The organism is Streptomyces sp. NPDC044063, from assembly GCF_056434285.1.
In genome coordinates, this window is sequence record NZ_JBWKFM010000004.1 from 184,057 (window position 1) to 204,900 (window position 20,844).

Consider the following 20,844-nt stretch of genomic DNA (forward strand, 5'->3'; position numbering starts at 1 on the left):
TCTCACCCGCCACTGACAGACGGGCCGGCCACTCACACCTGTTGACCCGGCATGAGCCCCTGAAGGTAGCGCTGTGTGGTCGCGTCGGTGGAGTACAGGCAGGTGCCGCGGGTGCCCCGAGTGGCCAGCACGCGGTAGGTGTTGAGCGCGTACGTGAGGTAGTGGGCGGGGCTGACGTTCCTCATCGTCGGGTCGTGGCTCTTCTCCGGGTGGGCTTCCCAGCCGGACGCGGTGCGGATCAGATCGGGGCCGATGATCACAGCCCCGTACTCGTACTCGAGGCCCTGAGCGGTGTAGACGCAGCCGACCTGTTCGTGACCTCCGTCATCGGTCGCCCAGAAGACACGGCCGGGGACGCGCGGCGCGTCGGGCGGGGTCCGGTCCGCACGGAAGTTCCACGGACGCTCCCACACATGGGGCATCCCTGTGTGGTCGCACGGGAGCGACACCTCGGCCGGTAGCGGCGGACGGGACGACGCCGTCCACGGCCAGCAGAAGCCGGCCGTGATCCGAGCGCTTCTTCCCGACCCGATACGGGCGTCGACCCATGAGCCCATGGCGCACGGGTGGGGTGCGAGGGACAGGCCGTAGTCCCCGCCTGCCCAGGGCAGCGGGCTGCCGTCCTTGGAGAACAGCGCGTCGACCCAGCGCTGGTACGCCTGGGAACCGCCGCAGCGGAACTGGGTGACAAGGTCGATGTGCTGGAAGTCGGCGCCGTTCCGAGCGGCCAGCTCCCGCAACTCTTCGACCTCCGCTCCCTCTCCAGGCCTGATGATCTGGCGCGGGTCGAGGAACATCACCAGCGCGGCGGTCTTTCGCAACAGCGCGGTCAGCAGCGATGAGCGGGAAGGGTCGACACGCGGCCGCTCCGTACGGGCGCGGTGCGCCTCGTCCAAGAGGACGACGCTCTTCTCGGTCAGCCCACTCGGGGCGCGGCGGTCCAAGGTGGCGATCAGACCCTTGGACTCCGGCCCGACAGCGCGCTGCAACTGCCGGGTCAGCGTTCCGGAAGGAGACAGCAGCCTGGGATTGGCCTCGGGTCGCTGGCACAGGTCTCCCAGCAGGCGAGCTGCGATGGCCGTCTTCCCTGTCCCGGGGCCACCCGTGATCACCAACAGCCTGCCCCTCCCGCCACCGGGCGGCGAGCCCAACGCCGCGAGGACGGCCTGCCGGGCCCGGTCCTGCTCACCGAGCAAGGTGAATCCGCCCTGGCCCGAGATCGCGGTGGAGAAGCGTTTCAGCAGTGTGTCCGACGGCCGATGGGGTGCTTCGAGGAACACCTCCACCTGCCCGGGCTCCGGCTCGAGCAGGTCGCCGCAGCCGATCCGCTCCGCGAGGGCCAGGGTGCTCGGACGCGGCAGCAGGTCATCACGGGCGAGCAGTGGGAACGCCCCGCTCGGCTGGTTCCGCACCGCTTCGCGCAGCGTCGCCGCGAACTCCGTCTCGGCGTCGTGCACGACAGCGGCGCCGCGGACCGACAGTTCCAGGCTTTCGGGGAGCCAGGAGCCGAGGTAGTGGACGTAGCCGCCCACTTGGCGGCACGGATGCAGGACATCGCGTCCGCCCACCCGGAGCATGCCCGTGCTGCCCGGGTGGAGACGGGCTCGTGTCCACTGTTTCAGCTCCAGCACCACCGCGGTCAGCCGCTCGGAACGCGCGCCGCGGCCCAGAAGCAGCGCGTCGACCCGCTCGCCGGTTCCCGGCAACGCGTATTCGAGCAGCAGATGCAGATCCCGCGCGCCCGCCGCCTCGAGAGCCCTCAGCAGCGCGGGCCAGCTCCGTTCCCAGCTCCTGCGCTCGTCGTCTCCCACGGGCTTCCGGTGAAGAGCCGAGAACCGTGCGGCGCAGAGGTCGAAGAAGCCCGGATCCTTGATCCGCTCAGCGACGTCGGCGACCTTCCCCCCGTAAACATGCACACACGAGCTATATCAGTGCTCACATCAATCCCACCACGTCACATCCAGCCCATGTGTCGCACAGGACTGGTAGGTATGGCCGACATGACGATCCGAAGCCTTCAGGACCAGCTGGCCGCCTTCGCTCGGGAACGGGACTGGGAACAGTTCCACAGCCCCAAGAACCTCACCATGGCCCTGGCCGGTGAGGCCGGTGAGCTCCTGGAGATCTTCCAGTGGCTGACGCCCGAGGAGGCTGACGCCGTCATGCACGTCCCGGACCGGGCGCGCGCGGTGCGTGAGGAGATGGCCGACGTCTTCGCGTACCTGCTGCGGCTGGCCGACGTCCTCGATCTCGACCTCGCCGAAGCCCTGCGGGCCAAGATCGAGACCAATCGCCGCCGGTACCCGGTTCACCTGGCCCGGGGCCGTGCCGACAAGTACACGGTCCTGGAAGAGCGTGAGTGACCCCTGCCCCCGCGGGCGCGGTCCTCCTCATCCCGATGGGTCACCCCGGCTGCGGGGCCGGCCGTCCGCTAGTGGACTGGGCTCCGGGTCCTGAGGCGGAAGGGGCGGAAGGGGTGACGCCGATGCGTGGGCAGGCCGGGTGGGTCGTCGTGGGGGTCGCCGTGGTGGCCCTCGTCGTGGGCGGGTGCGACGGTGGCGGCGGGGGGCGGCCGGGGGCGGCGTCCGCCGGGGGTGGGGCGCGGTCCGCCGCCTCGCCGCCGCCGGCGCCCGCGCGGGCCCTGCCCGCCGTGCCCGAGCGCCTCGCGCGGCAGCGCCTCGTATGGGACGGGTGCGTGCCCGAGGACGCCGGCCCGGAGAGCGCCACCCTGCGGCCCGACGCCGACTGCGCCTGGCTGACCGTGCCCGTCGACTACGCCGAGCCCGGCGGCGCGACGATCGAGCTGCGCCTCGCGCGGGTGCGGTCCGCCGGGCCGGGGGCGCGGGCCGGGACGCTGGTGTTCAACCCCGGCGGGCCGGGCGAGGCGGGGGCCGGCCTTGTGGCGGCCGGGGCGTTCGAGGCGACCACGCGGGTCATGGAGCGCTACGACCTGGTGGGCTTCGACCCGCGGGGGACCGGCCGGTCGGCGCCGCTCCGGTGCCCCGAGGGCGGCGGTGGCGACCTCATCCCGCGCACCGCCCAGCAGGCCGAGGCGGAGTTCCGGGCCGCGGCCGAGCAGGGCCGCAGATGCCGCGACGTCACGGGGGCGCTGCTGGCCCACATGGACACGGTGAGCGTCGCCCGCGACCTGGAGCTGCTGCGTGCGGCGCTCGACGAGCCCGAGATGGACTACCTGGGCATCTCCTACGGCACGTACATCGGCCAGCACTACGCGCGCCTCTTCCCCGAACACGTCGGGCGCTTCGTCCTGGACGGCGTCGTCGACCCGGGCACCGACCAGACCGGGACCGCCCGCAGCGACGTGACCTCGCTCAGCGACAGCTTCGCCAGCTACGCCCGCGGCTGCGTCGACCACCGGTGCGCCCTGGGCCGTACGCCGGAGGAGATCGTCGGCGTCACCACCGAGTTCGTCCGGAGCCTCGACGCGCACCCCCTGCCCGGCGCCGACGGCGTCAGGCTGACCACCGGCCTCGCCGCGCAGGGCATCAGGGAACCGCTCTACCAGGCCGAACGCTGGCCCGACCTGACGCAGGCGCTGCTGGACGCGCTGGCCGGGCGGCCCGACGCGCTGATCGGCCTCGCCGTCGAACGCGCGCGGGCCCAGCGGGCCGAGACGGCCGTCGACCCCACGATGGCCCGTAACGCGGTCGAGTGCCTGGACAAGCCCGGCCCCCGCACCTCGGGCGAACTGCTGGCCCGTACGGGGGAGTTCGACAAGGCCTCGCCCCTCTTCGGGGCGACCGTCGCCGCCGCCATGTACCGGTGCGCCGCCTGGCCGATCGCCGCGACGGGCCGGGCGGAGCCGCTGACGGCTCCCCGCGCGCCCGCCATGATGCTGGTCTCGTACGCCGTGGACCCGGCGACGCCGCTGGCCAACGCCCGTACCGTGCGGCACAACCTGGGCACGGCCGCCCTCGTCGTCCGGGAGGGGACGGGGCACGCGGCGTACGCGAGCGGTTCGGGCTGTGTGGACCGGGCGGTCGAGGAGTTCCTGCTCGAAGGGCGGTCGCCCGCGGGGGACGTACAGTGCCCGCCCACCTCGTGAGGCCGGCCCCCGGCGGCTCCCGCCGTCACCGCTCGTGGCGTACGACCAGCAGCGCGGCGTCGTCGGACAGATCGCCGCCCGTGTAGGCGCGCAGATCGGCCACCAGGCGGTCGAGCAGCGCCTCGGGGGCCAGGTCGGGGAACGTGGCCAGGCGCTCGGCCAGCGGGTAGAAGCGGCCGGTGGCGTCGCGGGCCTCGGTCACGCCGTCCGTGTAGAGGAGGAGCGACGCGCCGGGGGTGAAGGCGAAGTGCTCGCGGCGGTACGGGCCGGGGACCAGGGCGCGCAGGGCCAGCGGGGGATCGGGGACGGGTGCGATCACCTCGGTGACGTGCCCGTCCTGCCAGAGGAGCGGCGGCAGGTGGCCGCAGTCGACCAGTTCCGCGGGCCCGCCGGACAGGGGCAGGCCGACCAGGACGGCCGTCACGAACTCCTCGCCCGCCTGCCGCCGGCCCACCGCCGCGTCCAGCCGGCGCGCCACCGTGCCCAGGGACGGCTCGATCTGGGCGGCCTCCCGGAAGGTGCCGAGGACGTCGGAGGCGGTCTCGATGGCCGAGAGCCCCTTGCCCCGCACGTCGCCGACGATCAGCCGGGTCCCGTACGGGGTGGACAGCACCTCGTACAGGTCGCCGCCCACCCGGGCGTCCGCCGCCGCGGCCAGGTAGCGGACCGCCAGCCGCAGCCCGTCGACACGCTCCGGGAGGGGGCGCAGGAGGGTGCGCTGGGCGGCCTCGGCGACCGAGCGGGACTGGAGCAGTTCGCGTTCGCGGGTCGCCACGAGCACGACGTTGGCGGTGCTGACGCAGGTGATGGCCAGGACGGTGGCGGCCGACGTCAGGTGCACGGACAGCGCGACGTCGCGGTCGGCCAGGGCCAGCGGGGCGACGACGACGAGCGCGACCAGCCCGACGATCAAGGGCACGCGGGCACGCCGGGCGCCGATGCTGGCCAGGACGGGTGCGGTGGCGAGCACCGGCGAGAAGGTCAGCGTGGGGTTGGTCGCCAGGTCCATCGCGATGGCCACGGCGAGCAGGGCGTAGGCGGTGACGACGAGCGCGCGGGCACTGCTCGGCAGCGGCGGCGGCGCGAGCGGCCTGTCGCGAGCCGGGTCGCGGTCGCGGTTCATGGTTGTCTTCCACCCTAGGGGCGGGGTGCCGCGCCGCAACTCGTGGGATCGTCCGAGCCGGCCCCTGCGCGCCCTCGGCATGGCATAAGTGGTCGTATGCGGCAAAAAAAGGACATTACTCCATAAAGGTGATCGCCGTTCCATTCGGGTGTGCCGCCCCGGCCGGTCGCCGATGATGGCCACTGTGAACGGCAAGGTGACGCACGACGTGGTGATCGTCGTGTACGACGGTGTGCAACTGCTGGACGTCGCGGGGCCCTTGGACGTTTTCGACCGGGTCGCGGCCGAGGGGGGCGCCGGGTATCGCGTACGCCTGGCCTCCGTGGGCGGCCGGGCCGTCGCGGCCTCGGCGGAGGCGCAGCTGGGGGTGTCGGCCGACCTCGCCCGGATCCGTAAGCCGCCGGACACCCTGATGGTGGCCGGCGGCCGGGGATACGCGGCCGCGGCCGGTGACCGCGAGCTGGTCCGGCACGTACGCCGGCTGTCGGTCGGCGCCCGGCGTACGGGCTCGGTGTGCACGGGGGCGTTCGTCCTGGCCGAGGCGGGGCTGCTGGACGGGCGGCGGGCCACGACGCACTGGGCGTCCTGCGCCGAGCTCTCCTCCGGCTACCCGGCCGTCTCCGTGGAACCCGACGCCATCTACGTGCGCGACGGCGCCGTCGTGACCTCGGCGGGCGTGACCGCCGGCATCGACCTCGCCCTCGCGCTGGTGGAGGAGGACTTCGGGTCCGAACTGGCCCGGGCGGTGGCGAAGTACCAGGTCGTGTTCATGCAGCGGCCGGGCGGGCAGGCGCAGTTCAGGACCTGGTCGAGGAACGGGCCGTCGCACGGCGCCCTGAGCGACCTCGTCGACGACATCGACTCCGACCCGGCCGGCGACCGCTCGGTCCCCGCGCTGGCCGCGCTCATGGGGATGAGCCGGCGGCACTTCAGCCGGCTGTTCACCCAGCATGTCGGCACCAGCCCCGGCGCGTACGTGGAGCGGGCCCGGGTCGCCGCCGCGCGCGCCCTGCTGGAGAGCTCGGCCGAGGGCGTCGACGCGATCGCCGGGCGGTGCGGCTTCGGGACGGTGGAGACCATGCGGCGCGCGTTCGTCCGCGAGACGGGGGTCTCGCCGGCCGCGTACCGGGACCGCTTCCGGCGGGGGTGAGGCGGCGAGGGCGAGGCGGCGGGGCGGGAGGGAAGGTCGAGCGGGTTGGTACAGTCGAGAGAACTGTTAAGTTCATCGTACTGACCTGTGAGGAGAGGTATGGCAACCGACACCATCGACGCCGCGGCCTGGCTCGACACGGTGACCGTCGATCCCGCCGTACGCGCGCTGCGGCCCGACTACCGCGCCCTGATCGTCGTCGCCGAGGGCCTGCGCCCCGGCCCGAGCGACGAGGCGAGCGAGAAGCTGCTCGCCTCGGCCGAGGAGACCGCCCGCGCCCGGTTCGCCGGCACCGCCCCCGAGGATCACCCGCACCTGGCCGCCTGGCGCGATGCCTTCCGGGCCTTCGGCGCCAAGCCCCAGCGCACCCGCCCCAGCGCCGAGGCGCTGCTGCGCCGCGCCCCGGCGGGCCTGCCGCGTGTGGACCGGCTCACCGACATCTACAACGCGATCTCCGTCGCCCACGTCCTGCCGCTGGGCGGCGAGGACCTCGATCACTACCGCGGCCCCGCGCGGCTGATCCGGGCCACCGGTGAGGAGCCCTTCGAGACCACCGCGGGCGGGGAGACGGTGATCGAGCACTGCCCGCCCGGCGAGGTCGTCTGGAGCGACGACGCGGGCGTCACCTGCCGCCGCTGGAACTGGCGCCAGTGCACGCGCACCCGTCTGACGCTCGCCACCACACGGGCGGTCTTCATCCTCGACGCGCTCGGCCCGATGGACGACGCCGCGCTGGACGCGGCGGGGGAGGCCTTGACGGACGCGCTCGCGCTGAGCAGCCCGGGGGCGTCGATCGCGTCCCGCGTGGTGCGCTGAGGCGCATTCTTCGCGGGTCGCTCTTCGCGGGGTCGCCCTTCACGGTTCGCCTTCACAGGGTCGCCGCGAGGGCCTCGGCCGTCTCCCGCAGCAGCGCCTCGTACCGTCCCGCCTCCGGACCCGCCGGATCGAGCCGGTGGGCGGGGCCCGTCACCACGATCGCGGCGGCGGCCGGCTCGGGGCCCGGGCAGGGGAGGGCGATGGCGAGCGAGGCGACCGCGCCGCCCGCGCCCGGTTCCTCCGGCGCGAACACGCAGCGGTTGTCGTACGGCGCCGCCAAGGCCTGGGCGGTGGCGCTGCCGAACGGGCGGACCTCGCCGGTCCGCAGGTGCTGCGGGGTGTTGTCGGGGCGGAAGACGTGGTGGATGACCTGCGCGCCGTCCGGGTGGGGTACGGCCAGGCTGACGCTCATGCCGCTGTGCGCGGCGAGCCGGTCGGCCCAGGTCATGGCGGACGCGCGGACGTCGTTGCAGTCCGGCGCGTACGCGTACAGGGGGTGCTGGTAGCCGTCGTCGCGTGCTCGGTACTGGTACATGCCCGCCACGGTAGGGACGTGGGCGGGGTGAATGCCTCGGCCGATCGGACGATCCGGGCCGACGTCCCCCGCCGCCCGCCGCACACCCCCTGTCCGGCTACGCCGACATCGCCGTGTCCGGGCCCGCCTCGTCGAGGCCCTCGACGCAGGCGTGGGCCAGGACGTCCAGGGACAGGCCGAGCGTGGCCGCGAGCGCCGAGATCGTGAAGAAGGCGGGGGTCGGCGCCCGGCCCGTCTCGATCTTGCGCAGGGTCTCGGCCGACAGTCCCGCCCCGGCGGCGACCTCGACCATGCTGCGCCCGCCGCGCGCTTCCCGCAGCAGTGCGCCCAGCTGTTCGCCGCGCTGTCGTTCCCAGGGGGTCAGGGGAGTTCTCACCATGACCGTGATACTAATACCGGTATAAGAATTGGGTGCCGTCGCCGCGCCGGTCTGCGTACCGGCCGGCGCGGTGTGCGGTCGGGGAGGACGCGACATGGTGGAGATCAAGACGGACGCGGCACTGGAGGCCATGCGGGAGGCGGGGCGCGTCGTGGCACACGCGCTGGCGGCCGTACAGGAGGCGGCGGCCGTCGGCGTCGGCCTGGGCGAGCTGGACGGGGTGGCCCGCGACGTCCTGGAGAAGGCCGGGGCCGAATCCCCGTTCCTGGGCTACCACCCGGGCTTCGCACCCACCCCGTTCCCGGCGGTGATCTGCGCCTCCGTCAACGACGCCGTCGTGCACGGGATACCCGGCGCGTACCGGCTGCGTGACGGCGACCTGCTCAGCGTCGACTGCGGAGCCGTGCTCGACGGCTGGGCCGGCGACGCGGCCGTCAGCTTCACCGTCGGCACCGCCCGCCCCGCCGACCTCGACCTGATCGAGGCCACGCGGCGCGCTCTCGACGCGGGGATCGCGGCGGCCGTGACCGGCAACCGCGTCGGCGACATCTCCCACGCCATCGGCGCGGTCGTGCGCCGGGGCGGCTACGGGACACCGGCCGACTTCGGCGGTCACGGCATCGGCCGCCGGATGCACGAGGAGCCGAACGTCCCCAACCGCGGCCGCCCCCGCCGCGGTTTCCCGCTGCGGCACGGCCTGGTCCTGGCGATCGAGCCCATGCTGATCGCGGGCGGCCGCGACGACTACCGCACGGCCGCCGACGGCTGGACGCTGCGCACGACCGACGGCAGCCGCGCCGCCCACTTCGAGCACACGGTCGCGATCACCGACGAGGGGCCGCGCGTCCTCACGCTGCCGTAAGACTTTCGTCATCCGGTCCGTGGATCCGTTTCGGCCTCGGCGGTGTTCTTAAGGGTGAGAGCACAACGGATGCGGGAGGCGGACATGGGACGCGTACGACGGCTGCTGACCAGGCCCATCGTGATAGGGGCGCTGGCCGTGGTCACCCTGGCGGTGGGGCTGGGGGTGTACTGGTTCCAGCCGTGGAAGCTGTGGGTGGACGAGACGGTGCGGGAGTCCGCGCCCACGGCCGCCGGCGGGCCCGCCGCCGACGCGCGGGGCGGGGGCGGCGCGGGAGGGGTGCGGACCCTGGCGACCGGTCGCCTGATCAGCCACGAGCACACGACGAGCGGCACGGTGCGCGTCCTGCAACTGCCGGACGGGGCACGCACGGTGCGGCTGGAGAACCTCGACACCAGCAACGGCCCGGACCTCCGGGTCCTGATATCGGACGCGCCGGTCAAGGAGGGCCGGGCCGGCTGGTACGTCTTCGACGACGGTGCTCACGTCAGCCTCGGGAAGCTCAAGGGCAACAAGGGCGACCAGAACTACACGCTGCCGGCCGGCCTCGACCTCAACCGCTACACGAGCGTGAGCATCTGGTGCGACCGCTTCGACGTCTCCTTCGGGGCGGCCGCGCTGAGCCGTACGTGAGCCCGTCGTCGCGCGTCCTCGTGCATCGTCGTTCGTCGTTCGTCGTTCGTCGTTCGTCCTACGTCGTTCGTCGTCAGGCGTGCGGTGACGCCTCGGTGACCTCCGTCGTCGCGGCGACGGGGGCGGTGCCGGAGACCACGCAGTCGACGGTCAGGCCGAAGACGTGGACGGCGGCGTTGCCGGGGGTGAAGGTGGCGGTGCCCGGGGTGTCGAGCTGGACGGAGGCGGTGCCGCCGGTGAGCGTGACCGTGGAACCGCTGGGTATGGAGGCGGGGTTGGAGAAGCCGGTGGCGGTCACGCTGCCGGAGGCGGCGCCGCCCAGCTCGATGGCCATGTCCCCCGTCACGCTGCGGGCGGGGACGTTGAGGGGCACTCTCAGCTCGGTGGTGACCTCCAGTGAGAGCTCGGCGGTGCCGCCTCGCGGGACGCTCGCCGGCGCGGTCATGGAGACCTGGAGGGACTGGACGCCGCCGGGGGCGCCGGGGCCGGTGCAGGTGTAGCCGACGGTCACGGGATCGGCCGCGGTGGAGGCCACGGCCGAGGGCGCGCCCAGTCCGGCGCCCGCTCCGGCCAGCGCCGTGACGACGGCGACGGCCGCCAGTCCGCGCCGGCGGCGTCGGAGGAACGGGCGGGTGGCGGAGGGGGTGGGTGAGGGGAGGGGCCGGGAGAGGGTCGAGGGAGTGGTGGTGTCCGTGGTGTTCATCGCCGTGCTCCCTTCCGTCCGGACCTCGGCCGCCGGGGCGGCGGGGCCGGATGCGAGGGGGTGGGGGTCTGATGTGGACACGACATCAGTTGCACGGGGGGTCGAAGAAGTCAACACACGTCGTCACCGCGACACCACCGGCCCCGCACGCGCCGGCGGCGGGCGGGCGTGGCCACGCGATATTCCGGGCGGGAGCGGTACGGGTCTGGCATAGGGTGCGGGTATGGATACCGACGAGGGGACGCCGGTACGGATCGACGCCTGGATCTGGTCCGTACGGCTCACCAAGACCCGCTCCCTGGCCGCCACGGCCTGCAGGGCCGGCCATGTCCGCCTCAACGGCGAGCGGGCCAAGCCCGCGCAGATGGTCAAGCCCGGGGACGAGGTGCGCCTGCGGCACGCCGGGCACGAGCGGATCGTGGTCGTCAGGAAGCTCGTGCGCAAGCGGGTCGGGCCCCCGGTGGCCGCCGAGTGCTTCGTGGACAACTCCCCGCCGCCCCCGCCCCGCGAGGCCGTGGCCCCGGCTGGTCTGCGCGACCGGGGCGCGGGCCGGCCGACCAAGCGCGACCGGCGCGAGATGGAGCAGCTACGCGGCCACTGAGGACCACGGCCGGGCCGCCGCCCGGTCGTAGCGCCGCAGCACCAGCCGCGCCACCGCCTCGTGCGCGCCCAGCGGCTCGGAGATGAACGAGCCGCCCGCGCGGGCCGCGTGGCGTGCGAAGTGGCCCGGGCCGAGGAGGTAGCGGGCGACCGTCACCCGCCGGTGGCCGGCCGCGCGCAGGGCGGCCACCGCCGCGGCGGGCGTGGGCGTGCCGCCGCACAGATAGGCGGCGACCGCCGGGCGGCCCAGCCGGGCGGCGAGCAGGCCGGCCATGGTCCGGGTCGCGGCGTTCGCCACGGGGTCCGAGGAGCCCGCGGCGGCCAGCACCACGGGTCCGCCGCCCGCGCCACCGGCCCCACCGCCGTCCGGTTCCGCCTCCGCCAGGCGGGCCGCCAGGGCCTCGGCCAGCAGCGGGTGGGGGCCCAGCGCCGGACCCACCCGGGCACGTACCCGGGGCGCGGCGGCCAGGGCGCGGGGGATGTCGACGTGTACGTGGTAGCCCTCCCCGAGCAGCAGCGGGACGACCACCACCTCGCCCGTCAGCCCCGCCAGCGCCTCGTCGAGGGAGGGCCGGGCCACGTCCACGCAGCCCAGCCGGACCGTGAGCCCCGGCCGCAGCGCCGACACCCGCTCCAGCAGGGCGTCGAGCACGGCCATGCCCGCGGGGTCCCGGGTCCCGTGCGCCACCGCCAGCAAGGGCGGCCCGGCCGCCCCGACTCCCGCCGGGACCCACGGCCCCGCCCCCGGCCCGCCCCGCCCGGCCGTCACGGCGTCGCCGCCAGCCGGTAGCCCCGCTTCGTCACCGTGCCCACCACGTGCCCGTACGGTCCCAGGGCGGTGCGCAGGCGGGCCACGGCGGCTTCGACGGCGTGCTCCTCCGGCTGCCGGGCGGCCGGACCCGGCCAGACCCTGCGCAGGAGTTCCGCGCGGCTGAGGACCGTGCCCGGGCGCTCCGCCAGGGCCCGTAGCACCGCCGCCGGCAGGGGCGGCAGCCACAGCGTCCGGTCCCCGGCCAGCACCGCCGCACCCTGGAGCACCAAGGGCCCGGCCGCGGTGGGTATCTCGCGGCGCCGACGGGCCGTCAGTTCGCTCACCAGCGTACGGACGAGCGCGCCCAGCCGGCCGCGTTCGGGCCAGACGCAGGGCACGCCCTCGGTCAGCAGCGGCCGGGCGCAGATCGCGCCGATGCACACCGCCAGGACGTCGTGGCGCAGGGCGTCGACGACCTCCGGCCGGCGGCCGGCCTCCTCGGCGGCGGCCAGGAACGCCTCGATGGCGGGCGCGCTGGTGAACGGCAGGGCGTGGACCTCCCGCCGGGCCGTCTGTTCGGCCAGCCTGCGCAGCGCCTCCGGGTCCTCGGGCGGCCCCCAGCGGTAGACGGGCACGGTGACGACGACCGCGCCGGCGGCCCGCAGGGCGGCGGTGAACTCCGGCAGCGGAGCCCCGTGTTCCTGCACCGCGATCCGCCGCCCCCGCAGGTCGCGGGCCAGCAGCCACTCCAGCACGTCGTCCAGGGCCTCCGACTCCGGCGCGTAGCCCTCGCGCAGCCCGCAGGCGCGCAGCGCGCCCGCCGCCTTCGGGCCCCGGCTGACCAGCGTCGCCCCCCGGCAGGCGGCGATCAGCCGGGCGCCGGCGCCCCAGCCCTCCGCCGCGCTCATCCAGCCCCGCCAGCCCACCCCGGTCGTGGCCACGACGTAGTCCAGGTCGTCCGCCAGGCACGCCTCGGTCGCCGTGTGGAGCAGGGTGTCGTCGGACACGGGCACGATGCGCAGGGCGGGCGCGGCGACGACCGCGGCGCCCCGGCGTTCCAGCAGCGCGGCGAGCTCGTCGCGCCGCCGGTCCGCGGTGACGCCCACGGTGAACCCGACGAGCGGGCCATCGGCCGTCGGTGGACCACCGCGCGTCGGGCCGGCCCCGCCGGGCGTCGCACTCGTCCTCGCCCCGCCGCGCGTCACGCCCGGGGGCGTCGTCCTCGCACCGGGCGCCGAGTCCCCGGGTGTCGCTGTGCTCATGGGGCGAGGGTGGCCGATCGTCGTTAAGCCCCCATTGCGTCGGCGTGACGGGGACGTTAGTGCGAAGCCGGGTTCTCTACGCGCGTGTGTCGTACCGCGCACATCGCCCCCGGCCACGGGTGCGGACCATGTGCGCGCCCGGCAACACACGCGTCGCACCGGTGTAACGCCCGACGGCGACGCTTCTGGTCATGACCCCGGCCGCCCCCTCCACCGACACCCCCGCCACCACCCCCCACGCGACGCTCCTCACCACCGACACCCACTGCCCCTACTGCTCCCTCCAGTGCGGGATGCGGCTGCGCCCCCTCGAACAGCCCGCCGCGGGCGAGCCCGCCGTGGCGGTCGAGGAGCGCCCGGACTTCCCCGTCAACCAGGGGGCGTTGTGCGGCAAGGGCGGCAACGCCGCCGACGTCCTCGCCGCCGCGGCCCGCCTGCACGGCCCGCTCGTGCGCGACCACCGCACCGGCGCCCTCCGCGAGGCGGGCTGGGACGAGGCGCTCGACCGCGCGGCGGCGGGGCTGGCGGACACCGCGCGCCGGTACGGGCGGGACGCCGTGGGCGTGTTCGGCGGCGGTGGGCTGACGAACGAGAAGGCCTATCTGCTCGGCAAGTTCGCACGGGTGGTGCTGCGCACGCCCCACATCGACTACAACGGCCGCTTCTGCATGTCGTCCGCGGCCGCGGCCCAGCGCCGGGCCTTCGGGGTCGATCGGGGGCTGCCGTTCCCGCTGGCCGACGTGGCCCGCACCGGCTGCCTGGTCCTGGTCGGCGCCAATCCGGCCGACACCATGCCACCGGCCGTGCGCTACCTGCGCGAACAGCGGGAGGCCGGCGGGCACCTGATCGTGATCGATCCCCGGCGCACCCGCACCGCCGAACTCGCCGACCTCCACCTGCGCCCCGTCCCCGGCACCGACCTGGCGCTCGCCCTCGGCCTGCTGCACCTGGTGATCGCCGAGGGGCGCGTCGACGAGGCGTTCGTGGCGGAACGCACCACCGGCTACGAGGAGGCCCGCGCGGCCGCCATGGCGCACTGGCCCGAGCGGGTCGAGGCCCTCACCGGGGTGCCGGTGGCACAGATGCGCCGGGCGGTGGAGCTGTTCTGCGACGCGCCCTCCGGCATGGTGCTCACCGCGCGCGGCGGCGAACAGCACAGCAAGGGCGTCGACACGGTCGGCGCCTGGATCGACCTGTGCCTCGCCACCGGCCGCGCCGGCCGCCCGTACAGCGGCTACGGCTGCCTGACCGGGCAGGGCAACGGTCAGGGCGGCCGCGAGCACGGGCAGAAGGCCGACCAACTGCCCGGCTACCGCTCGATCGACGACCCGGCGGCGCGGGCCCACGTCGCCCGCGTCTGGGGCGTCGACCCCGCGGCGCTGCCGGGCGCCGGCCGGTCGGCGTACGAACTGCTGGACGGCCTCGGCACGGACGGCGGGGCGCGGGCCCTGCTGCTCATGGGCTCCAACCCGGTCGTCTCCGCGCCCCACGCCACCCACATCACCGAACGGCTGCGTGCCCTGGACCACCTGGTGGTGTGCGACGTCGTCCTGTCCGAGACCGCCGCCCTCGCCGACGTCGTGCTGCCGTCGGCCCAGTGGGCCGAGGAGGACGGCACCATGACCAACCTGGAGGGCCGGGTGATCCTGCGCCGCGCCGCCGTGTCCCCGCCCGGGGCCGTCCGCACCGACCTCGCGATCCTGCGCGGCCTCGCCGCCCGCCTCGGCGTGCCGGACGGGTTCCCGGCCGCCGCCGAGGAGGCGTTCGCCGAGCTGCGCCGGGCGTCGGCGGGCGGCCCCGCCGACTACTCCGGCATCACCTACGAGCGCGTCGCCGCCGAGGACGGGGTGTTCTGGCCCTGCCCCGACGCCGGTCCCGGCCGGCCCGCCCATCCCGGAACGCCCCGGCTGTTCCTGGAGCGCTTCGCGACCCCCGACGGCCGGGCCCGGTTCGCCGCCGTCTCCCACCGCCCGGCGGCCGAGGAACCCGACGCCGCCTATCCGCTCGTCCTGACCACCGGCCGGGTGGCGTCCCAGTACCAGAGCGGCGCCCAGACCCGCCGCAGCCCGGCCCTCCGCCGGGCCGCCCCCGAGCCCTTCGTCGAGCTGCACCCCCGGCTCGCCGACCGGCTCGGCGTCACCGACGGCGACGCGCTGACGGTCACCAGCCGGCGCGGGCACGCCACCGCGCCCGCCCGCGTCACGACCGGCATCCGGCCCGACACCGTGTTCATGCCCTTCCACTGGCCCGGCAGCGGCCGGGCCAACAACCTCACCAACCCCGCCCTCGACCCCGTCTCGGGCATGCCCGAGTTCAAGGCGTGCGCCGTCCGGGTCGAGAAGGCGGCCCCCACGGCCCCGGAGGAGGCGTCATGAGGCCCCGTCGCATCGCCGTCGTCGGCGGGGGCATGGCCGCGGCCCGCCTCGCCCACCGGACGCTGGCCCTCGCCGGGCCGGACGCGCCGGAGATCGTCCTCCACGGCCGCGAGCCGCACGCCCCGTACAACCGCGCCCTGCTCACCGGCGTCCTCGCCGGTGATTACGCGCCCGACGCGCTGACCCTGCCCACGGGCGGGGCCGCCCTCCGCACCGGCACCGAGGTCACGGCCCTCGACCCGGCCGCCCGGACCCTGCGCACGGCCACCGGCGAGACGGTCCGCTACGACGCGCTCGTACTGGCCACCGGCGCCGCGCCCCTCCCGCCCCCGCCCTGGCGGCGGGAGACGGCGGAGCCCGGCCTCCGCCCGCCGCACCGCGGCGTCCACGTGCTGCGCTCCCTCGCCGACGCCGTCCGGCTGACCGGATCCCTGGCCGGGGCCCGCCGGGCCACCGTCGTCGGCGGCGGCGTCCTGGGCGTCGGCACGGCCGGCGTCCTGGCCGCCCGGGGGCTGGCCGTCCACCTGGTGCACCGCGCCCCGCACCTGATGGAACGCCACCTCGACGCGGAGGCCGCCGCCGTCGTGCGCCGCGCGCTGGAGGCGGCCGGCGTCACCGTACGGACCGGCCACGAGGTCACCGGACTGCTCGGCGGCGCGCGGCTGACCGGCCTGGAGTTCGCCGACGGCGGCCGGCACGCCACCGACCTGGCCGTCCTCGCCCACGGCGTACGCCCCCGCACCCGCCTCGCCCGCGCCGCCGGACTCACCGTGCGCACCGGCGTCGTCGTCGACGACACCCTCGCCGCCTCCGCGCCCGGCGTGTACGCCATCGGTGACTGCGCCGAGCACCGGGGCGTCGTGCACGGCCGGGCGGAGGCCGCCTGGGCCCAGGCGGACGTGCTGGCCGCCCGGCTCTCGGGCGCCGGCCCCGAAGCCCGGTACACCGGATCGCCGCCGTACGTACGGCTCAGCGCGGGCGGCCTCCACATCGCCGCGATCGGCGACCGCGCCGAGGACGGCGGCCCGCCCACCGACACCGTCCGCCTCGCCGACGCCACCCGCGGTTCCTACAAGCGCCTGCTCCTGCGCGGCGACGAACTCCTCGGCGCGGTCCTCGTCGGCGACCTCGCCACGGCCGGGGACCTCGTCCAGGCCTTCCAGCGGCACGACCCCCTGCCGCGCGACCCCCTGCACCTGCTCACCACGGAAGGAGCCCGTCCGTGACGGACACCCGACGTCGTCTCGTGCTGATCGGCCACGGCATGGCCGGCCAGCGCCTCCTCGAGGAACTCACAGCACGCGCCCCCGGCGCCTGGCACATCACCGTCCTCGCCGAGGAACCCCGCCCCGCCTACGACCGGGTCAGGCTCACCTCGTGGTTCTCCGGCACCACCGCGGAGGAACTCTCCCTGTGGCCCGCCGGGTTCGCCGCCGAGCACGGCGTCGACCTGCGCCTGGGCGACCCCGCCACCGCCGTCGACCGCGCCGCCCGGACGGTCACCACCCGCTCGGGACGGACCGTCGGCTACGACGCGCTCGTGCTGGCCACCGGCTCCCGGCCGTTCGTGCCGCCCGTCCCCGGCCACGACACGCCCGGCTGCTTCGTCTACCGCACGATCGAGGACCTCGAGGCCATCCGGGACCGCGCCGCGCACACCGGCACCGGAGCCGTCGTGGGCGGCGGCCTGCTCGGCCTGGAGGCGGCCGGAGCCCTGCGGAAGATGGGACTGGAGACGCACGTCGTCGAGTTCGCGCCCCGGCTGATGGCCGTCCAGATCGACGACGGCGGCGGCGCCGCGCTGCGCCGCAAGATCGAGGAGCTGGGTGTCGTCGTCCATACCGGCGTGGGTGCCCAGGAAGTCGGCGCCGGGCCCGACGGGGGCGTCGCCGCGCTCACCCTCTCCGACGGCACGACCCTCACCCCCGGCCTGGTGGTCTTCGCCGCCGGGGTCCGCCCCCGCGACGACCTCGCCCGCTCCTGCGGACTGCCCGTGGGCGAGCGCGGCGGCATCGTCGTCGACGCCGGCTGCCGCACCGCCGACCCGCACATCTGGGCCGTCGGCGAATGCGCGCTGACCCCCGACGGCCGCGTCCACGGACTGGTCGCCCCCGCCTACGCCATGGCCGAGGCCGCCGCCGAGGAGATCACCGGCGGCCACGGCTCCTTCACCGGCCACGACCCCGCCACCAAGCTCAAGCTCCTCGGCGTCGACGTCGCCAGCTTCGGCGACGCCCACGGCACCGGCGAGGGCGCGCTCGAGGTCCTCTACGCCAACAGCCGTGCCGGCGTGTACAAGAAGCTGGTCGTCGGCCCCGACGGCCGCCTGCTGGGCGGCGTCCTCGTCGGCGACGCGGACTCCTACGACCTGCTGCGCCCCCTCGCCGCCACCGGAACCCCGCTCACCACGCCCCCGGAGCAGCTCGTCCTGCCCGCACCCGAGGGCGGGCCCGCAGGACCGGTGGCACTGCCCGACGAGGCCGTCGTCTGCTCCTGCCACAACGTCTCCAAGGCCGCCATCCGCGCCGCCGTGAGCGAGGACGGCTGCGCCGACGTGGCCGGGGTCAAGAAGTGCACCCGGGCGGGCACCGGCTGCGGCTCCTGCGTCAAGATGATCGGCACCATCGTCGGCGAGGAGCTCACCGCGCGGGGCGTGACGGTCTCCAAGGGGCTGTGCGAGCACTTCACGCACACCCGGGCCGAGCTCTTCGAGATCGTCCGGGTCAAGAACATCACCACCTTCTCCCGCCTCATCGACGAACACGGTGACGGCGGCGAGGGCTGCGAGATCTGCAAGCCCGTCGTGGGCTCCATCCTCGCCACCCTCAATCCCGACCTGGGCAACTCCGTCCACATCCTCGACGGCGAACAGGCCGCCCTCCAGGACACCAACGACCACTTCCTCGCCAACCTCCAGCGCAACGGCTCGTACTCCGTCGTGCCCCGCGTACCCGGCGGCGAGATCACCCCCGAGGGCCTCATCGTCATCGGCCAGATCGCCCGTGACTTCGGCCTCTACACCAAGATCACCGGAGGTCAGCGCATCGACATGTTCGGCGCGACCGTCGACCAACTGCCCCTGATCTGGCGCCGCCTCGTCGACGCCGGCTTCGAGTCCGGCCACGCCTACGGCAAGTCCCTGCGCACCGTGAAGTCCTGCGTGGGGCAGACCTGGTGCCGCTACGGCGTCCAGGACTCCGTCGCCCTCGCCATCGAGCTCGAACTGCGCTACCGGGGCCTGCGCTCCCCGCACAAGATCAAGGCCGCGGTGAGCGGCTGCGCCCGCGAATGCGCCGAGGCGCAGAGCAAGGACTTCGGCGTCATCGCCACCTCCGCCGGCTGGAACCTCTACGTCGGCGGCAACGGCGGCATGACCCCCCGCCACGCCGACCTCCTCCTCACCGACGCCGACCACGCCACCCTCATCCGCACCATCGACCGCTTCCTGATGTTCTACATCCGCACCGCCGACCGGCTGGAGCGCACCGCGCCCTGGATCGAGCGCATGGAAGGCGGCCTGGACCACCTGCGGGCCGTCCTCGTGGACGACTCCCTCGGCATCTGCGCCGAGCTCGACGCGCTGATGGCCCGGCACACCGAGACCTACCAGGACGAATGGCGGGCCACCCTGGAGGACCCCGAACGGCTGCGCCGCTTCGTCTCCTTCGCCAACGCGCCCGGCACCCCCGACCCCACCGTGCGGTTCCTGCCCGAGCGCGGCCAGATCCGCCCGGCGCCCGCCCTCGCCGAGGCGGTGGCGGCGCGATGACCGACTCCACGATCAGCCCCGTGGCCGGCCCCATGGCGAGCACCACGACCGGCCCGCTCGTCGAGATCGACACGCCCGACGGCTGGACGCCCGTGTGCGCGTACGGCGACCTGCTGCCCGGGCGCGGCGCGGCCGTACTCGTCGGCGACCGGCAGGTGGCGGTGTTCCGCGACCGCGCGGGCGCGGTGTACGCGGTGGGCAACCGCGACCCGTTCAGCGGTGCCCACGTCATCTCCCGCGGCATCCTGGGCAGCCGGGGGGAGGTGCCCGTGGTCTTCTCGCCCATGTACAAGCAGGCCTTCGACCTGCGGACCGGAGCCTGCCTCGACGACCCGGGGACGTCGGGGGAGGAGGGCGCGGGCACCGCCCTGCCCGTGTGGCGCGTCCGCGTCATCAACCAGGACACCGACGCGCCGACGGCCGAGCCACGACCGGTCGATCCCCCGCCCTCCACCGGGCCGCCGCCCGCCATGGGCCGCCCGGCCCGCCGCCGTATCGACGACTGGCGTCCCGAGGACCCGGCCTTCTGGGCGGCCGGCGGGGCCCGCACGGCCCGCCGCAACCTCGTGTACTCCGTGCTCTGCGAGCACATCGGCTTCTCCGTGTGGAGCCTGTGGTCCGTCCTGGTGCTGTTCCTGGGGCCGGAGTACGGCATCGACGCGGCCGGCAAGTTCACACTCACCGCGGTGCCGACCCTGGTCGGCGCCACCCTGCGGCTGCCGTACACCGTCGCGGTGTCCGTCTTCGGCGGTCGTGCCTGGACGATCGTCAGCGCGCTCGCCCTGCTGATCCCCACCGGCCTGACCGCCTGGATCCTCGAACCCGGCGTGTCCTACTCCACCCTGCTGGCCGTCGCGGCCGTCGCGGGGCTCGGCGGCGGCAACTTCGCCTCCTCGATGGCCAACATCAACGCCTTCTACCCGCAGCGCCTCAAGGGCCGGGCCCTGGGCGTCAACGCGGGCGGCGGCAACCTCGGCGTGCCGGCCGTACAGCTCCTCGGCCTGCTGGTCCTGGCCACCGCGGGCGCCGCCCACCCCCGGCTGGTGCCGCTCGTCTACCTCCCCCTGATCGTGCTGGCCGCGCTGGCGGCGGCCCTGCGCATGGACGACCTGCCGCGCACCCGGAAACCCGGGCTCCAACTGCGCGAGGTGGGCCGCGACCCCCACGCCTGGGTCGTCTGCCTGCTCTACATCGGCACGTTCGGCTCGTTCATCGGCTTCGGCTTCGCGTTCGGGCAGGTGCTCCTCGTGCAGTTCCCGGGCGACTTCCCGACGCCGGTACGGGCGGCGGCCCTGACCTTCCTGGGCCCCCTGCTCGGCTCCCTCGTCCGGCCGGTGGGCGGGGCGCTCGCCGACCGGTGGGGCGGCGCCCGCGTCACCTTCTGGGCCTTCGCGGCCCTGGCGGGCGGCGCCGGACTGGTCCTGGTGGCCTCCCAGGAGGGCTCGCTCCCGCTGTTCCTGACGGGCTTCGTGCTGCTCTTCGTCCTCAGCGGCCTCGGCAACGGCTCGACCTACAAGATGATCCCCGCCCTCCACCGGGCCGCCGCCCACCGCTGGACGGCGGCCGGCATGGACCCCGAGGCCGCCGAGCACCGCTCGCGCCTGCGGGCCAACACGCTGATGGGCGTCGCCGGAGCCGTCGGCGCCCTCGGCGGCGTCCTGATCAACACCGCCTTCCGGGAGGCGTTCGGGCACAGCGGCACGGGCGAGCCGGCGTACGCCGCCTTCCTCGCCTACTACGTGCTGTGCCTCGTCGTCACCTGGGCCGTGTATCTGCGCCCGGGACGCGGGGCCCCCGCCGGGAGCCCCGCGGCGTAGTCC

18 protein-coding genes and 1 pseudogene are annotated in these 20,844 nt (G+C 75.1%); 12 read left to right on the plus strand and 7 right to left on the minus strand.

The window, feature by feature from the left end; translation table 11 throughout:
* Nucleotides 1-32: 32 nt before the first annotated feature.
* Nucleotides 33-1,916 (minus strand): DNA/RNA helicase domain-containing protein, encoded by a 1,884-nt coding sequence (locus tag AC07BS_RS07630; RefSeq protein ID WP_478930846.1) that lies wholly within the window; start codon nt 1,914-1,916, stop codon nt 33-35.
* Nucleotides 1,917-2,000: 84 nt separating this feature from the next.
* Here AC07BS_RS07630 and AC07BS_RS07635 point away from each other — a divergent pair, with 84 nt between their 5' ends.
* Nucleotides 2,001-2,363, plus strand: coding sequence for a nucleotide pyrophosphohydrolase (locus tag AC07BS_RS07635; protein WP_478644137.1), 363 nt, complete (start codon nt 2,001-2,003; stop codon nt 2,361-2,363).
* A 122-nt stretch (nt 2,364-2,485) separates the two neighbouring features.
* Nucleotides 2,486-4,066, plus strand: coding sequence for an alpha/beta hydrolase (locus AC07BS_RS07640; RefSeq protein ID WP_478930989.1), 1,581 nt, complete (start codon nt 2,486-2,488; stop codon nt 4,064-4,066).
* A gap of 25 nt (nt 4,067-4,091) precedes the next feature.
* On the opposite strand, the gene AC07BS_RS07645 is transcribed toward AC07BS_RS07640, so the two are convergent.
* Entirely contained in the window at nt 4,092-5,189 is a 1,098-nt protein-coding gene (locus AC07BS_RS07645; protein ID WP_478644135.1) for a PP2C family protein-serine/threonine phosphatase, read from the minus strand.
* A 184-nt stretch (nt 5,190-5,373) separates the two neighbouring features.
* On the opposite strand from AC07BS_RS07645, the gene AC07BS_RS07650 reads away from it, so the two are divergent.
* Nucleotides 5,374-6,339, plus strand: a complete 966-nt coding sequence (locus AC07BS_RS07650) for a GlxA family transcriptional regulator (RefSeq protein WP_478644133.1) — start codon at nt 5,374-5,376, stop codon at nt 6,337-6,339.
* 99 nt (nt 6,340-6,438) lie between these two features.
* Nucleotides 6,439-7,155, plus strand: coding sequence for a B3/B4 domain-containing protein (locus AC07BS_RS07655; RefSeq protein WP_478930849.1), 717 nt, complete (start codon nt 6,439-6,441; stop codon nt 7,153-7,155).
* Between the two features lie 52 nt (nt 7,156-7,207).
* On the opposite strand, the gene AC07BS_RS07660 is transcribed toward AC07BS_RS07655, so the two are convergent.
* Entirely contained in the window at nt 7,208-7,690 is a 483-nt protein-coding gene (locus AC07BS_RS07660) for an IclR family transcriptional regulator (RefSeq protein WP_478930851.1), read from the minus strand.
* 97 nt (nt 7,691-7,787) lie between these two features.
* Entirely contained in the window at nt 7,788-8,069 is a 282-nt protein-coding gene (locus AC07BS_RS07665; protein ID WP_478644127.1) for a helix-turn-helix domain-containing protein, read from the minus strand.
* A 94-nt stretch (nt 8,070-8,163) separates the two neighbouring features.
* Here AC07BS_RS07665 and map point away from each other — a divergent pair, with 94 nt between their 5' ends.
* Together map and AC07BS_RS07675 are read left to right on the plus strand one after the other, a co-directional pair.
* Nucleotides 8,164-8,931 carry a type I methionyl aminopeptidase gene (map, locus tag AC07BS_RS07670; protein WP_478644124.1) on the plus strand — a complete coding sequence of 256 codons (768 nt, stop codon included), beginning with the start codon at nt 8,164-8,166 and terminating at the stop codon, nt 8,929-8,931.
* A gap of 84 nt (nt 8,932-9,015) precedes the next feature.
* Nucleotides 9,016-9,564: a DM13 domain-containing protein gene (locus AC07BS_RS07675; RefSeq protein WP_478644122.1), complete on the plus strand. Its 549-nt coding sequence runs from the start codon at nt 9,016-9,018 to the stop codon at nt 9,562-9,564.
* Between the two features lie 73 nt (nt 9,565-9,637).
* Here the strand turns inward: AC07BS_RS07675 and AC07BS_RS07680 are convergent, their stop codons facing one another.
* Nucleotides 9,638-10,267 (minus strand): hypothetical protein, encoded by a 630-nt coding sequence (locus AC07BS_RS07680; RefSeq protein ID WP_478930854.1) that lies wholly within the window; start codon nt 10,265-10,267, stop codon nt 9,638-9,640.
* Nucleotides 10,268-10,490: 223 nt separating this feature from the next.
* Between AC07BS_RS07680 and AC07BS_RS07685 the strand changes: the two genes are divergently transcribed.
* Complete coding sequence (locus tag AC07BS_RS07685; protein ID WP_478644117.1) at nt 10,491-10,868, plus strand: RNA-binding S4 domain-containing protein; 378 nt, start codon at nt 10,491-10,493, stop codon at nt 10,866-10,868.
* On the opposite strand, the gene AC07BS_RS07690 is transcribed toward AC07BS_RS07685, so the two are convergent.
* Together AC07BS_RS07690 and AC07BS_RS07695 are read right to left on the minus strand one after the other, a co-directional pair.
* Nucleotides 10,854-11,636 carry a sirohydrochlorin chelatase gene (locus tag AC07BS_RS07690; RefSeq protein ID WP_478930856.1) on the minus strand — a complete coding sequence of 261 codons (783 nt, stop codon included), beginning with the start codon at nt 11,634-11,636 and terminating at the stop codon, nt 10,854-10,856. The two genes, AC07BS_RS07685 and AC07BS_RS07690, sit on opposite strands and share 15 nt — an antisense overlap.
* Nucleotides 11,633-12,880 carry a uroporphyrinogen-III synthase gene (locus AC07BS_RS07695; RefSeq protein WP_478930858.1) on the minus strand — a complete coding sequence of 416 codons (1,248 nt, stop codon included), beginning with the start codon at nt 12,878-12,880 and terminating at the stop codon, nt 11,633-11,635. Before AC07BS_RS07695 ends, AC07BS_RS07690 begins: the two co-directional genes overlap by 4 nt.
* A 191-nt stretch (nt 12,881-13,071) precedes the next feature.
* Between AC07BS_RS07695 and AC07BS_RS07700 the strand changes: the two genes are divergently transcribed.
* The 5 genes and pseudogenes from AC07BS_RS07700 (at nt 13,072) to AC07BS_RS07720 (ending at nt 20,841) form a co-directional block, all read left to right on the plus strand.
* The gene (locus AC07BS_RS07700; RefSeq protein ID WP_478930860.1) at nt 13,072-15,255 is read left to right on the plus strand and encodes a molybdopterin oxidoreductase family protein; all 2,184 of its coding nucleotides are present in this window, start codon (nt 13,072-13,074) and stop codon (nt 15,253-15,255) included.
* Nucleotides 15,252-16,481 carry an NAD(P)/FAD-dependent oxidoreductase gene (locus AC07BS_RS07705; protein ID WP_478930862.1) on the plus strand — a complete coding sequence of 410 codons (1,230 nt, stop codon included), beginning with the start codon at nt 15,252-15,254 and terminating at the stop codon, nt 16,479-16,481. Before AC07BS_RS07700 ends, AC07BS_RS07705 begins: the two co-directional genes overlap by 4 nt.
* 38 nt (nt 16,482-16,519) lie before the next feature.
* Nucleotides 16,520-19,024: a nitrite reductase large subunit NirB gene (gene nirB, locus AC07BS_RS07710; RefSeq protein ID WP_478930991.1), complete on the plus strand. Its 2,505-nt coding sequence runs from the start codon at nt 16,520-16,522 to the stop codon at nt 19,022-19,024.
* A 32-nt stretch (nt 19,025-19,056) separates the two neighbouring features.
* Nucleotides 19,057-19,410, plus strand: a pseudogene (nirD, locus tag AC07BS_RS07715) (nitrite reductase small subunit NirD); the annotation flags it as partial.
* Between the two features lie 84 nt (nt 19,411-19,494).
* A complete protein-coding gene (locus AC07BS_RS07720) occupies nt 19,495-20,841 on the plus strand; it encodes a nitrate/nitrite transporter (RefSeq protein ID WP_478930993.1) in 1,347 nt (448 codons plus the stop codon).
* Nucleotides 20,842-20,844 lie beyond the last annotated feature (3 nt).